The sequence below is a fragment of the Pseudomonas sp. GW821-FHT09C08 genome (genome assembly GCF_059418125.1).
Genome location: NZ_JBWKPG010000012.1, coordinates 1 through 14250, shown reverse-complemented (window position 1 = coordinate 14250; position 14250 = coordinate 1). Strand labels below are relative to the sequence as shown.

General features: G+C 60.8%; 15 protein-coding genes. 9 read left to right on the top strand and 6 right to left on the bottom strand.

Annotation, left to right across the window (positions count from 1 at the left end; all coding sequences use genetic code 11):
* Positions 1–94 precede the first annotated feature (94 nt).
* Positions 95–742, bottom strand: coding sequence for a YceH family protein (locus AC07OJ_RS27725; protein WP_495095595.1), 648 nt, complete (start codon positions 740–742; stop codon positions 95–97).
* A 125-nt stretch (positions 743–867) separates the two neighbouring features.
* Between AC07OJ_RS27725 and AC07OJ_RS27720 the strand changes: the two genes are divergently transcribed.
* Positions 868–1377, top strand: a complete 510-nt coding sequence (locus tag AC07OJ_RS27720; protein ID WP_213553528.1) for a DUF1993 domain-containing protein — start codon at positions 868–870, stop codon at positions 1375–1377.
* 158 nt (positions 1378–1535) lie between these two features.
* Positions 1536–2690, top strand: a complete 1155-nt coding sequence (locus AC07OJ_RS27715) for an MFS transporter (RefSeq protein ID WP_065907119.1) — start codon at positions 1536–1538, stop codon at positions 2688–2690.
* Position 2691: 1 nt separating this feature from the next.
* Here the strand turns inward: AC07OJ_RS27715 and nhaR are convergent, their stop codons facing one another.
* Positions 2692–3603: a transcriptional activator NhaR gene (gene nhaR, locus AC07OJ_RS27710; RefSeq protein WP_495095594.1), complete on the bottom strand. Its 912-nt coding sequence runs from the start codon at positions 3601–3603 to the stop codon at positions 2692–2694.
* 134 nt (positions 3604–3737) lie between these two features.
* On the opposite strand from nhaR, the gene AC07OJ_RS27705 reads away from it, so the two are divergent.
* From AC07OJ_RS27705 to mnmH, 4 genes are all read left to right on the top strand, one after another.
* The gene (locus AC07OJ_RS27705) at positions 3738–3983 is read left to right on the top strand and encodes a hypothetical protein (protein ID WP_201143919.1); all 246 of its coding nucleotides are present in this window, start codon (positions 3738–3740) and stop codon (positions 3981–3983) included.
* A gap of 28 nt (positions 3984–4011) precedes the next feature.
* Positions 4012–4761, top strand: coding sequence for a TerC family protein (locus AC07OJ_RS27700; RefSeq protein WP_065907112.1), 750 nt, complete (start codon positions 4012–4014; stop codon positions 4759–4761).
* Positions 4762–4855: 94 nt separating this feature from the next.
* On the top strand, positions 4856–5890 hold the full coding sequence (gene selD, locus AC07OJ_RS27695; RefSeq protein WP_106804504.1) for a selenide, water dikinase SelD: 1035 nt from the start codon (positions 4856–4858) through the stop codon (positions 5888–5890).
* Positions 5890–6993, top strand: coding sequence for a tRNA 2-selenouridine(34) synthase MnmH (gene mnmH / locus AC07OJ_RS27690; RefSeq protein WP_065907109.1), 1104 nt, complete (start codon positions 5890–5892; stop codon positions 6991–6993). Before selD ends, mnmH begins: the two co-directional genes overlap by 1 nt.
* Positions 6994–7105: 112 nt before the next feature.
* Here mnmH and AC07OJ_RS27685 read toward each other — a convergent pair whose 3' ends face one another.
* Positions 7106–8161, bottom strand: a complete 1056-nt coding sequence (locus tag AC07OJ_RS27685) for a permease (RefSeq protein ID WP_495095593.1) — start codon at positions 8159–8161, stop codon at positions 7106–7108.
* Positions 8162–8205: 44 nt separating this feature from the next.
* The gene (locus tag AC07OJ_RS27680) at positions 8206–8907 is read right to left on the bottom strand and encodes a histidine phosphatase family protein (RefSeq protein ID WP_495095592.1); all 702 of its coding nucleotides are present in this window, start codon (positions 8905–8907) and stop codon (positions 8206–8208) included.
* A 251-nt stretch (positions 8908–9158) separates the two neighbouring features.
* Between AC07OJ_RS27680 and AC07OJ_RS27675 the strand changes: the two genes are divergently transcribed.
* The 3 genes from AC07OJ_RS27675 to hemB all read left to right on the top strand — a co-directional run bounded on the left by AC07OJ_RS27675 (position 9159) and on the right by hemB (position 11808).
* Complete coding sequence (locus AC07OJ_RS27675; RefSeq protein ID WP_120448086.1) at positions 9159–9857, top strand: glutathione S-transferase N-terminal domain-containing protein; 699 nt, start codon at positions 9159–9161, stop codon at positions 9855–9857.
* A gap of 3 nt (positions 9858–9860) precedes the next feature.
* On the top strand, positions 9861–10703 hold the full coding sequence (locus AC07OJ_RS27670; RefSeq protein ID WP_495095591.1) for a PhzF family phenazine biosynthesis protein: 843 nt from the start codon (positions 9861–9863) through the stop codon (positions 10701–10703).
* A gap of 130 nt (positions 10704–10833) precedes the next feature.
* Positions 10834–11808 (top strand): porphobilinogen synthase, encoded by a 975-nt coding sequence (hemB, locus tag AC07OJ_RS27665; protein WP_282396348.1) that lies wholly within the window; start codon positions 10834–10836, stop codon positions 11806–11808.
* 68 nt (positions 11809–11876) lie between these two features.
* Here hemB and AC07OJ_RS27660 read toward each other — a convergent pair whose 3' ends face one another.
* Complete coding sequence (locus AC07OJ_RS27660; protein ID WP_065907098.1) at positions 11877–12293, bottom strand: hypothetical protein; 417 nt, start codon at positions 12291–12293, stop codon at positions 11877–11879.
* A gap of 7 nt (positions 12294–12300) precedes the next feature.
* On the bottom strand, positions 12301–14250 hold a 1950-nt coding region (locus AC07OJ_RS27655; protein ID WP_495095590.1), incomplete at its 5' end, for an RHS repeat domain-containing protein.

Here is a 14250-nt window from a genome sequence, read left to right as displayed (position 1 = left end):
TTGCCTGCGAAAGCGGTGCATCAGCCACCAAATGCATCAACTGACACACCGCCGCCTTCGCGAGCAATCCCGCGTATTCACATTCTAGATGGGTTCAGCTCTGTTCGAGCTGGGCCAGACGCTCTTCCAGTGCTGCAATTCGTGCTTCCAGCTCTTCTATTCGCTCTGCAGAAACCCCCGTACTGCGCTCCACCGGATTCCCGCGGGCCGCGATAATCGCTTCAATATCCGCAGGATCTCCCAGCGCATGGGTATAGCGGTCTTCCCGCTGCCCTGCCTGACGTGGCACCAATACCGCCAGCCCGCGCGCAATCAGGCGTTCGAGCTGATGCACGACCTGCTCGGCATCTTCAAAGTCATGCATGCGCCCGCTGCGCGTCAGCAGTTCGTTGACCGTCTGCGGCCCGCGCAAAAACAACAGCCCGGTGAGGATCACCTGGGCCGGCACCAGTTCCAGCGCCTTGTCCACGCGATGCTCCCAGCGATCGGCGCGGCTGCCCATCACCAGGCGGGTGAAGCCCTGACCCTCGAGCACCCGCAGGCTCTGGCCGACCTGGCCCTGGCTGAGGTTCATCACCGGCTCGCGGCTGGTCTTCTGGTTGCAGGCGAGCACCAGGGCATTGAGGGTCAGGGGGTAGGTTTCCGGGTTGGTCGCCTGTTTTTCGATCAGGCAGCCCAGGACGCGGATTTCCGTGCTGTTCAGGCGCGGCTCAGGGGTGTCGGTGTCGTGCTCGGCGGTCATCGCGCTTTCCCTATGCAGTGAGCGCTCTAGCCTAATCCTGAAAAAATAAAAGACAAGCCGCGCGCGCGGCTGGCGTGTCTATAATCGCCGCTGGTTCAAACCGTGCCATTACCCATGAGACTGCCATGACTATTTCCCTGTACGCCGCTTCCGTCCCGGTCTTCAAGCAAATGCTCACCGCCCTGAGCGATGTGCTGAACAAAGCCGAAGCCCACGCCACCGCCAAGAACATCGAGCCCAACGCCTTGCTGCAGGCACGTCTGTTCCCGGACATGTTCCAGCTGGTGCGCCAGGTGCAGATCGCCGTCGACTTCGCCAAGGGCGTTTCCGCGCGCCTGGCCGAGATCGAAGTGCCTAAATACGAAGACTCCGAAGTGACCTTCGCCGACCTGCAGGCGCTGATCGCCAAGGTCCTGGCTTTTGTCGACAGCATCAAGCCCGAGCAAATCGACGGCAAGGAAGGCATCGAAATCATCACCCGTCCAGGCACGCCGAAAGAGAAGCGCTTCAGCGGCCAAACCTACCTGCTGACCTACGGCCTGCCGCAGTTCTTCTTCCACGTCACCACCGCCTACGCCTTGCTGCGTCACAACGGTGTGGAAGTGGGCAAGCGCGACTACATGGGCGCGTTCTAAGTCGTAACGCCGCGAAGCCCGGTCGATGCCTGCAGGCGTCGCCGGGCTTTTTCATGGGCTACACCGACACACTCTGTTAAGATTCAGCATCCTTTTTTCATCCTATCTGCCAGCGAACCTTCGGGTTGTCGTTGGTGTTGCTGTTTCTGGAGTTTTTGATGCTGTTTCCCATCCTGCTGCTGTCGGCCGCCGGCTTTACCGTGCTGACCACAGAATTCGTCATCGTCGGCCTGCTGCCGTCCATCGCCCGGGACCTGAATGTCAGCGTGTCCCAGGCCGGGCTGCTGGTGACCCTGTTCGCGTTTACCGTGGCGGCATTCGGCCCGTTCCTGACCGCCTACTTCGCGCGTTTCCCACGCAAGCGCCTGTTTATCAGCATCCTGATCCTGTTCGGCGTCGCCAACACCGTGGCCGCGCTGGCGCCGAACATCTGGGTGATGGCATTGGCGCGCTTGATCCCGGCCTTGGGCCTGCCGGTGTTCTGGGCGCTGGCCAGTGAAACGGCGGTGGACATCGTCGGCCCCGAATACGCCGGGCGCGCCATCGAGAAAATCGGCTTTGGCATCGTCTGCGCCACGGTGTTCGGCATTCCGGTGGGTACGCTGATTTCGGATATGTTCGGCTGGCGCACCGCCTTTGCCATCCTTGCCGTGGTCGCGCTGGCCAAGGCCGTGCTGCTGTTTATCTACCTGCCGGTGACGCAGCCGAAGAACGACCAGGTGACGTTGCGCTCGCAGTTCAAGATCCTGCGCAACCCGCTGATGCAGGGCCATATCCTGCTGTCGATCCTGGTGTTCAGTGGCATGTTCACCGCCTACACCTACCTGGCCGACATCCTTGAGCGCCTGGCCGGCTTCGACGGCACCCTGGTGGGTTGGTGCCTGATGGGCTTTGGCGCGGTCGGGTTGCTCGGCAACTCACTGGGCGGGCGTGCGGTGGATCGGCACCCGCTGATTGCCTCCATGGTGTTCTGCGGCTTCATGATCGCGGGCATGGTTGCGCTGGTGCCGGCGATTCATTCCACCGTTGGCCTGGCCGCGGCGATGGCCGTGTGGGGTGTGACCCAGGCGGCGATGTTCCTGGTCAGCCATGTGCGGCTGATGAAGGCCGCGCCCCATGCGCCGGCGTTTGCGGCGTCGCTGAATATCGCCGGGGCCAATCTCGGGATCGGCCTGGGGGCGATGGTCGGCGGGCACGTGATCGACACTCTTGGCCTGGGCAGCCTGGGCTTCGCGGCTTCCGGCTTTATCCTGGTGTCGATCCTGCTGGCGTTGTGGCTGATGACCGCCAAGCCGGCAGCGACCTGCAGCTGACTCAGGTGGGCGCGGGCAGGGCGGTAAACAGCTCGCGCCGCGCCCCTTCAGTGATAGCCACGATGCCGGGGTGCTTGACCTTGCGCTCCACCGAGATCGCATAGAACGACTCGGTGACCGCGTCGGTCTGGCCCATCAACACCACGCCGTACTGGCGCACCACCTCATCGGCGATCACGCTGGGCGCGATGAAGATCCCGCTGCCGGATTGACCAAAGGCCTGCATCAAGGCGCTGTCATCGAACTCGCCGATGATCTTCGGCTGAATCTGCTGTTCGGCAAACCAGCGTTGCAAACGGCTGCGCACCACGGTTTCCGCACCCGGAATCAACAGCGGCGCACCGTGCAGGCACTGTGGGAAATCTCCCGCATACCGGTCAGCCAACGCCCGGGTGGCGAAAAAGCTGATGCCACATTCCCCCAGTCTCTGGCTGTAGCCTTTAATGTCCAGGTGCGTAGGCATAGGGCTGTCGGAGATCACCAGGTCCAAGCGCTGGATCGCCAGATCGGCCAGTAACCGTTCGAGTTTGTCTTCACGGCAGGTGATGCGGATTGGCTCGCTCAATTCCATGGTCGGCGCAATCAAGCGATAGACGATGGACTTGGGCACCACATCCGCCACCCCGACCCGGAACAGGATCTGCTGCTCATTCGGTTGCGCGCGCAGCATCGCCTCCAATTCATTGCCGGTCTGGAACATCTGTTCGGCATAGGGCAGGGCGCGGCGTCCGGCTTCGGTCAGCTCCAGCTGGCGGCCGACCCGCTGAAACAGCGCGATGCCGAAGGTCTGTTCGAGCAGGCTGATCTGCCCGCTGATGGTCTGGGGCGTGAGGTTCAGTTGCTCGCAAGCGCGCACGATGCTGCCGGTCTTGGCCACGATCCAGAAATAATGCAATTGACGATAATTGAGCATGCTGTGCGTCACTTCGTAAAAATCGAAGTATACGCGAGAAAAATACGAATTTTCCTGAACTGTTCGCCTGCATAGAATGCCTCGCTATCGAGGGGCCAGTATTTGGACCCAATGGTTCTAACGAGGAATACATCATGAAACTCAATTCCCTGGGCGCGGCGTCGTTGCTTGCGCTTTCATTGGTGATGATCAGTGGTTGCGATCAAGTCGAAAAAAGCGCTCAGCAAGTGATCGGCAAGGCCACCGAGTCGGCCAAGCAGGCCATCGATGACACGCACAAGGCCGCCGAGCAGGCATTGAGTGAAGCAACCCAAGGCTTGATCAGTCCTGAAAAGCAGGAAGACGAGCAAGAAGAATCGAACAGTAACAAAGAAGCCTAATTTCCCAGCACAACGTCAGGACTGACCTATGGACTACCTTTTACAACTGGCCGCCAGCCCCACCGCCTGGGTCGCCCTGGCGACCTTGATCGTGATGGAAATCGTGCTGGGCATCGATAACCTGATCTTCATCTCGATCCTCACCAACAAATTGCCGGAAAAGCATCGTGCCAAGGCGCGTCGCATCGGCATCAGCATGGCGTTGGTGTTGCGCCTGGGCCTGTTGAGCACCATCGCGTTTATCGTGCAGTTGACCACGCCGGTGTTCGAAGTCCTCGGCCAGGCATTTTCGTGGAAGGACATGATCCTGATCGCCGGTGGTCTGTTCCTGGTGTGGAAGGCCACTACCGAGATCCACCACAGCATGGACCCTGAGCCGGAAGAAAAGGAGACCACCGGTAATGTCGTGTCCATCGGTTTTGCCGCGGCGATCGGCCAGATCCTGATGCTCGACCTGGTGTTCTCCATCGACAGCATCATTACGGCCGTGGGCATGACCGAGCACCTGCCGATCATGATCATTGCCGTGGTGACCTCGGTGATCGTGATGCTGGTGGCGGCCGAGCCGCTGGCCAAGTTCATCAACGACAACCCGACCGTGGTGATGCTGGCCCTGGGCTTCCTGATCATGATCGGCATGACCCTGATCGCCGAAGGCTTCGGTGCCCATGTGCCTAAAGGCTACGTGTATGCAGCCATGGCGTTCTCGGCCGTGATCGAGTGCCTGAACATCGCCCGACGCAACCGCCACAAGCGTTTGCTCGCTGCCCGCCAGTAATCGCTGAAACAAACCGGCCGGCTGTGCTCACGAGAGCCCAGCCGGCCTTTTGCTGTCTGCTAGAATCCGCCCACTTGATAGATTGAGGTCCACCATGAACGAGCCGATTCGCCTTACCCAGTACAGCCACGGCGCCGGGTGTGGCTGCAAGATTTCGCCGCAGGTGCTGGAAGTGATCCTCGCCGGCAGCGGCGCGCAGAACCTCGACCCCAACCTGTGGGTGGGCAACGCCTCCCGCGACGATGCGGCGGTGTATGCCATCGACGACGAGCGCGGCGTAGTGTCCACCACCGACTTTTTCATGCCGATTGTCGATGACCCCTTCGACTTCGGCCGGATCGCCGCGACCAACGCGATCAGCGACATCTACGCCATGGGCGGCGATCCGTTGATGGCTATCGCGATTCTTGGCTGGCCAGTGAATGTGCTGGCGCCGGAGATCGCCCGCGAAGTGATCCGTGGCGGTCGCTCGGTGTGCGACGAAGCCGGGATTCCGCTGGCGGGTGGACACTCCATCGACGCACCTGAGCCGATCTTCGGCCTGGCCGTGACCGGCCTCGTGCAAAAACGCCACATGAAACGCAATGACACCGCCACCGTCGGCTGCCGCCTGTACCTGACCAAGCCGCTGGGCATCGGCATCCTCACCACTGCCGAAAAGAAGGGCAAGTTGCGCGAGGCGGATATCGGCCTGGCCCGTGACTGGATGTGCACGCTGAACAAGCCGGGCAGCCGCTTCGGCAAGTTGGCGGGAGTGACCGCCATGACCGATGTCACCGGTTTCGGCCTGTTGGGCCACTTGGTGGAAATGGCTGACGGCAGCGGCGTAACGGCGCGCATCGAATACGCCAAAGTTCCACGCCTGCCGGGGATCGAGGACTACCTGGATCAGGGCTGCATGCCCGGCGGCACCTTGCGTAACTTCGACAGCTACTCAAGCAAGATCGGACGCTTGCAGGAGTTGCACAAGCGCGTGCTGTGCGACCCGCAGACCAGCGGCGGCCTGCTGATCGCGGTAACCCCGGAAGGTGACGCGCAATTCCACACCGTGGCCGCCGAACTCGGCCTGAGCCTTGAGCCGATCGGTACACTGGTTGAGCGACAGACCCACGCGGTAGAGGTGTTTTGATGGCAACTGACATCACCGACTACCGCGACATCTTCCTCAACGACCGGCCGATGATGGACACCCGCGCGCCGGTTGAATTCGTCAAGGGTGCCTTTCCCGGCGTGATCAACCTGCCGCTGATGACCGATGACGAGCGCCAGCGCGTCGGCACCTGCTACAAGCAGCAGGGCCAGCAAGCCGCCATCGTGTTGGGGCATGAGTTGGTATCAGGCGCGATCAAGGCCGAGCGTATCGAGCACTGGGCGCGGTTTGCCCAGGCCAATCCTGACGGCTACCTGTATTGCTTTCGTGGCGGGCTGCGCTCGCAGATCGTGCAGCAATGGCTGAAAACCGACGCTGGCATCGATTACCCGCGCGTCGGCGGTGGCTACAAGGCCATGCGCACCTTTCTGCTGGAGACCCTTGACCAGGCGGCGGCCCAGTGTGATTTCGTGTTGCTCGGCGGCATGACCGGCACCGGCAAGACCGAAGTCCTCGGCCAATTGCGCAATGCACTGGACCTGGAAGGCCACGCCAACCACCGGGGTTCCAGCTTCGGCAAGCGGGCCACGGCGCAACCGTCCAACATCGACTTCGAAAACCGCCTGGCAGTCGACCTGCTGAAAAAACGCGCGGCGGGCATTGAGCAATTTGTCGTCGAGGACGAAAGCCGCATGATCGGCAGTTGCGCGCTGCCATTACCGTTGCACAAGGGCATGCAGACCTTTGCGATGGTGTGGCTGGAGGACAGCGTCGAAGGCCGCGTCGAGCGGATCCTGCGCGATTATGTCGTCGACCTGTGCGCGGAATTTATCGCGGTGTTTGGCGAGCAGGGCCAGGCATTGTTTGCCGAGCGCCTGACGCAGAGCCTGGCCAATATCCACAAGCGCCTGGGCGGTGAGCGTTCCCAGCGTTTGCAGGTGATCATGCAAGAGGCGCTGGCGGAACAGGCGCGCAGTGGCGCCGTGGAGTTGCACAGGGTGTGGATCGAGTGTTTGCTGCGCGAGTATTACGACCCGATGTACGCCTTCCAGCGCGAAAGCAAAGGCGCGCGGATCGAGTTTGCGGGGGAGCAGGGCGCGGTGCTGGAGTATCTGCGCGAACGGGTTGCCAGACGCGCATAAAGGGCGGGTAGAAGCCTGTTCACGAGCAAGCTTGCACCCACATTTGACCGGGTTCCTCCAGGGGAACCACCGTCAAATGTAGGCGCGGGCCTGCTCGCGCTTCATTCAGACGCTAAAGAATCACCGCTCCAATCAAGCCGCATACCACCCCCACGAGCATGGTCAGCCCAGCCACCGTCACCAGCACTCGCGCGTCGAAATCCTTGCGCAGCATCAACAGCGACGGCAGGCTCACGCTCGGCAAGGTCATCAGCAGGGCCACGGCTGGGCCGGTGCCCATGCCCAGGGTCATCATGGTTTGGACGATGGGAATCTCGGCAGCGGTGGGAATCACGAACAGCGTGCCGACAATCGCCAGCGGCACCAGCCACACCAGGCTGTTGGCCATGGCGCCGTCCACATGCGGGAACAGCCACACTCGCGCCGCACCCAGCACCAGCACCGCGAGGATATACACCGGGATGGTGCTCCAGAACAGCTGCCACAGGGTGTGCAGCCAGCGCCCGAGGAAAGGCTGCGCATCCGCCTGGCTGACGTCGGCGACTGCCTCCAGTGCCGCTTCCGGCACCTGGTCCGGCCGTGCGATGCGCTGCGCCACCAGCGACACACCGACCACCAGCACAATGCCCGCCACCAGCCGCAAGGCGGTAAAGCCCCAGCCGAGTACAAAGCCTATGAACACCAGCGTCGCCGGGTTGAGTACCGGGTTGGCGATCCAGAACGCCAGCGCCGCGCCAACCGACACCTGCTGGCGGCGCATGCCCGCCGCGACCGGTGCCGCGCAGCAACTGCACATCATCCCCGGCAAGGCGAACAGCCCGCCGCGCAGGGTCGATCCGAGGCCGGCGCGGCCAAACAGGCGCAGCAACCAGTCGCGGGGGATCAGCACCTGCAGCAGCGAGCCGAGGATCACCGCCAATACGGCGGCTTTCCAGATTGCCAGGAAATACACTTGGGCATACGCCAGCGCTGCCGCCAGCGGCGAGCTTTGCTGGTCATTGAGGATCGAGGCGCCGATGTTGTGGTTATCCGCGGCCACAAACGCCTTGAGGTAGTAGGGCGACCACTTCACGTAGTAGAGGCCGACACAGGCGACCAGCAGGAACAGCGCTGGTTTCCACCAGAAAGACCAACCCCGGGAGGGCTGGGAGGAGGTGAGGTTGGGCATGGGGATGATCCGCAGATGAGTCAATAGCGGCGCATCATACGCCCTCAGCTATCGGCGCTCACCTGCGTGGGGAGCGGGCAGGTCTCTTCGCCGTTGTCCAGGCCCTGTTTATAGTTGCGGCTCAGCAGCGAGGCCTTGCCGTTGTGCCAGGTCAATGTCAGCACGTACAGCGAGTCATAGTCGCTGCCCGACCAGTCGTCGGTGATGGTGTGTTTTTCGCCCGAGGCCTCGCTGGCCACTTTGTTGATCAACTCCGGCAGGTAGCCGTGGGACCAGGCGGTATAGATGATCGAGTTGTGGTACTTGTCCTCGACCAGCTCATCGGCAAGGGCGCTGGTGTCATTCGCCGAAAACTTGATGTTGACCGGCAGGCCCAGCTTGATGGCGCTGGGGCTGATGGTCATCAGCGGGCGAATGTAGCTGTAGGAGTTGTCCAGCTCGCCTTCCTCGACATTGCGCGTCGGGTTGGCCGCGAACACGAAATTGGCCTTGCCGAATTTTTCCGGCAATACCGTGGCCAGGTTCATCGCCCGGTTGAGGCCCTGGCAATTGAGTTGCCCGAGGCCACCGGCGGGTTTCTCTCCGTGGCGCAGGAATACCAGGGTTTGCACGCCGTCGACCTGTTCGGCGCTGCTGACGCGCGATTCCAGGGTCAGGCCGATGGCGCCGCCGACCAGCAGCAGCGGCAACATGATGTAGGAGTAGCGTTTGAGGCGTAGCGCAAGGCACAGAGGCTTGATGGTCATGAGTGTCGAGTCTTCGGTGCTTCGGATTAAGGCGGACAAGCCCGGCCCCAGTGACGCATCCGGCGTCCTGCGGTGTTCCTTGTCGATAAAGCGAGGTGCCTCCATTCACCGTAAGAGCGCACTTAAGAGTGTGCCTGGGCCTATTGGTTCGCCCATGCGGGATATTAGCCAGCGGATGTTGCGCATTGATGACCCATGCAGGACAGGTGACAGCTGGCTATCATGGAGGCTTTGCGCACAGGGACTTCCCGATGAACTCAATCGCCGCCTTCCCGATCAACAGTAAATGGCCTGCACAGCATCCGGAGCGCCTGCAACTGTACTCGCTGCCCACGCCCAACGGGGTAAAAGTCTCGATCATGCTCGAAGAGCTGGGGCTGCCCTATGAGGCACACAAGGTCAGCTTCGAGACCCAGGACCAACTGTCGGCGGAATTTCTCTCGCTGAACCCCAACAACAAGATCCCCGCGATCATCGACCCGAACGGTCCCAGCGGGCAGCCGCTGGCCCTGTTCGAGTCCGGCGCGATCCTGATTTACCTGGCGGAAAAAACCAGTCAGTTGCTGTCTGAAGACCCGGCGACACGTTACGAAACCATTCAGTGGCTGATGTTTCAGATGGCCGGTATCGGCCCGATGTTCGGCCAGGTGGGCTTTTTCAACAAGTTCGCCGGCAAGGCCTACGAAGACAAGCGTCCCCGTGATCGCTATGCCGCCGAATCCCGACGTTTGCTCGATGTCCTGGAAAAGCGCCTGTTGGGCCGCACGTGGATCATGGGCGATGAGTACAGCATTGCCGACATCGCGACCTTTCCGTGGATCCGCAACCTGATCGGCTTCTACGAATCCGGCGACCTGGTGGGCATTGCCGACTTCCCTAACGTACTGCGCGCGCTGGACGGCTTTGTTGCCCGGCCGGCGGTCATCCGTGGCCTGAACATACCGAGCTGACCCATGCCGACTTTCGATTTCAAGCAGCTGGATGTATTCAGCAACGTCGCGCTCAAGGGCAACCCGCTGGCCGTGGTGCTCGGCGCCGACAGCCTCAGCGATGCGCAAATGGCGGATTTCGCCCGTTGGACCAATCTCAGTGAAACCACGTTTTTGCTGACGCCCCGCGATCCACGGGCGGACTACCGAGTGCGCATTTTCACCACCTTGCAGGAACTGCCTTTCGCCGGCCATCCGACCCTGGGCAGTTGCCATGCATGGCTGCAGGCCGGGGGCGTACCCCACGGCGAGGAGATTATCCAGGAATGCGAGATCGGCCTGGTACGCATCCGGCGCCAGGGCGATGAGCTGGCGTTCATCGCGCCGCCGCTGTTGCGTTCAGGTCCAGTCGACGCGCCGTTGCTGGAGCGTGTGCGCCTGGGGTTGGGCCTGGCACCGGGGGCCATCGTGCGCAGCCAGTGGGTCGATAACGGCGCGGGGTGGCTCGCGGTGATGTTGGCTGACCGCCAGCAAGTCCTGGCAGTGCAGCCGGACTTTTCGAAACTGCTGGGGCTGGCCGTGGGTGTGATCGCTCCCTGCAACCCCGCGCATGATGACGTCGACGCGCAGTTTGAGGTGCGTGCCTTTGTCGCAGGCGACGGTGCCCAGGAAGATCCGGCCACCGGCAGCCTGAACGCCGGCGTTGCCCAATGGCTGCTCGGCGAGGGGTTGGCGCCTGAGCGGTATGTGGTCAGCCAGGGCACGGCCATTGGGCGTGCGGGGCGCATTCACGTCGAGCGCCAGGGCGATGAAATCTGGATCGGTGGCGCCGTCGCGGTGTGCATCGCGGGGCGTCTACAGCTCTAGATCAATAAATTATTACGCCCCACGCAATACACTGTTGGGCCCTTGGCATTTGTGTTGCCGGGGCCTGCGGGCATAAGCTTTCGCCCCATTGTTTTCTGCCTCTACTGTTTTACACCCAGTCAGGACCGCCATGACCAGCCAGTTCCCCCAAGCCCGCCCACGCCGCCTGCGCCGCTCCCCGGAGCTGCGTGGCTTGTTCCAGGAAACCGAGTTCACCCTCAACGACCTGGTGTTGCCGATTTTCGTCGAAGAAGAAATCGACGACTTCGTGCCGATCACCAGCATGCCGGGTGTACAGCGTATCCCTGAGAAGAAACTGGCCAGCGAGATCGAGCGTTACGCCCGTGCCGGCATCAAGTCGGTGATGACCTTTGGCGTGTCCCACCACCTCGACGCCAGCGGCAGCGACACCTGGAAAGAACGCGGCCTGGTCTCGCGCATGTCCTCGATCATCAAGGACGCCGTGCCGGAAATGGTGGTGATGTCCGACACCTGCTTCTGCGAATACACCGACCACGGCCACTGCGGCGTGATGCACGGCGCGCATGTCGACAACGACGCGACCCTGGTCAACCTCGGCAAACAAGCCGTGGCGGCCGCCCGCGCGGGCGCTGATGTGATCGCCCCGTCGGCGGCGATGGACGGCCAGGTCCAGGCCATCCGCCGCGCCTTGGACGACGCCGGCTTCACGCATATCCCGATCATGGCCTACTCGACCAAATTCGCCTCGGCCCTCTACGGCCCCTTCCGCGAAGCCGGCGGCAGCGCGCTCAAAGGCGACCGCAAAAGCTACCAGATGAACCCGATGAACCGCCGCGAAGCCGTGCGCGAATCACTGCTGGATGAACAGGAAGGCGCAGACGCCCTGATGGTCAAGCCGGCCGGAGCCTACCTCGACATCATCCGCGACATCCGCGAGGCGTCGCGCCTGCCGGTGGCGGCCTATCAGGTGAGCGGCGAGTACGCGATGATCAAGTTCGGCGCCCAGGCGGGCGCGATCGATGAGGATCGGGTCGTACGTGAGACGTTGGGGTCGATCAAGCGTGCGGGGGCGGACTTGATCTTCACCTACTTCGCGATGGATTTGGCGTTGGCTGGGATCTAAGGGCAGTGCAAACCCTGTGGGGGCAAACGCTCGTCACAGGGTTTGGGTTGTCAGGGAGAGTGGCGGTGTTACCACGTTGACTGGTCTTCGAGGCTGGCTTTTTCGAGGTCGTCTTTCCAGACCTTATTGGCTAAACGGTAGATATCGGCGAAGAAGCCTCTAGGGTCGGCGATTTCTGTTTCGTCCCAAGCCATAGTTATGTACTCGTCGTAATCGCTTTCGAATTCTTTCGAGAAGTCAAAGTCGGGGTTGTCCAACGCATCTCTGAGTTCAGACATCAATACGAAGCGATGTCTATATGACAGATACATGAGGTCCTTCAGAATAAAAGAAATTATGATTGTTTCTCGGTCTTTCTCGTTGTTAGGGTCGTACTTCCATAGTTCTTTGCCAGCTGTCTCCTCAAGATCGTATATCGATAGGGCTCCCAATATATGAGAGATATTAGGAGTGTAAGGAGTATTCATGAATGGGCATTTCAGCATTGTCTACTCACTTAGGGAATGCAGTGAATGGCCGAGTTGGATTGTTTCTGTCAAATCTGACCTCCGCTCTGTCCATGTTTTCAATGTACTTAGGATCGTTTACGTCCCTGCGGTTAGGTTTGTAGCCTCGCCCGGCTCCGGGTAGCTCGACTATAACCACGGGGTTACCTCTTCCATCAAGACCTGTAGGAAATGGTGGGTCGCTTTGCATCCTACCCATGGCTTTATTTATAGCGTGGAGCTGCATTCCCCAGGTTTTAAATTGGGAGCTGGAATTAATAGTTCCTCTCGCCCCAGTGGTCGGATTTGTTCCATCAATAGATCTTTGCTTTAAAGCGTTGTCTGGTATCTCTGGGCCATGCTTTTCAACCGAGTGCATATCGTATTTCTGCTCCCAATCCAGTACTTTTTGTTTTGCATTTGCCTCTGCCAGTTCATCTATTCTCGTCTGTCGTTGAGTGTGCGCCAGTTGAGGTAGAGCGGGCGCGCCTTCATTAACGCTCGGCTTCAAAAAAATAGGAGGAGCGTTAGGCTTGCATTCGTCTCCACCTGGACATGAGCTTAACCCTAACGGATCAACCCATCCCGTAGGATTGGGCACGTACAGGTACGCATTGATCCCGCCTGCCAGCTTCACCGGGTCCGGCGTCAGGTAGCGACCAACATCCGGATTGTAGTAGCGATGGCGGTTGTAGTGCAGCCCGCTTTCCTGATCAAAGTACTGACCCTGAAAACGTAGCGGGTTGTCGACTTTTCCGGCGTCGAGGCGGCTGATTTCTCCATAGGCGCGGTAGTGGGCGGACCAGACGATTTCGCCATCCGGGGCGGTCAGTTCCTGCGGGGTGCCCAGGTGGTCGAGTTGGTAGTGATAGGGGTTGGTGGCTTTTGGGCCGAACCCCTCGAGCAACGCCAGCGGTCGAAAGCTGTCGGGTTCGTAGAGATAGCTGCGATGCCGATCCGCGTGATGCTCGGCAATCAGCTTGTCGCCTTGCCAGAAAAACTCCGTGGTTATTTCATCAACGGTTTTGCTGATCCGCCGCCCAAACGGGTCATAGCGGTAGCTCGCGGTTTGGCCGTTGGGTTGGGTGATTCCGATGAGGCGGTGCTGGCAGTCGTAGCGGTATTCGGTGATCAACGTATGCCCACGGCCACGTCGTTCGCGGATCAGGTTGCCGAAGGCGTCATAGTCGTAATGGCGGTCACCCTGGATCATCAGCCGATTACCAGCAACGATGTCCGGCCCTGGGCGGTCTTGCATCAGCAGGTTGCCGGCCGGATCGTGGCCGAAGCGTTCTTGCACGTCCTGCGAGTGGTCGGCGCGGGTCAGGCGGGCGAGGGGGTCGTAGTGGTAGTGGTGTTCGCCTTTGCGAGTGTCGAGCAGGCGGGTGAGGTTGCCGGATTTGTCGTAGTCGTATTGGCGTTGGTAAATCGCGCCTTCGACGTCGCTTATACCGTGAGCGAACAGACGTCCTTGAGCGTTGTATTGGTAACTGCTGAGCAGCTTGCCTTGGCCTCGTTGGTGTTCGTGGCCTGCATCGAAAAGGTGAGTGGTGAGCGTCTGGTCATTTAACTCGACCTTCGCCAGTTGCCCGCCCTTATCGTGATTGAACACCACGCGATTGTTGTCGGGCAGACGCAAGTGTTGCAGCTGCCCACAGGCGTCATAGCCGTAGCGCAAGGTGCCCCAGCCCTGGTGTTCGGCGGTGAGGCGGTTTTGCGCATCGTATTCGTAGCCGAGCGCCCAGTGGCCATCGTCGACGCTGAGGAGGTTGCCTTGGCGGTCGTAGGCATAATCGACGACGCTGGCATCGGGAAGTACTTTTCTTACGAGACGGCCAGCGTGATCTCGCTCATAACGGGTAACCAGCTGACTACCATCATCGCCGTGCTCGGTTTTTTCCTGCAGGTTGCCGTTGAGGTCGTAGGCATAAGCCGTCCGTTGGCCGTCAAAGCCGAC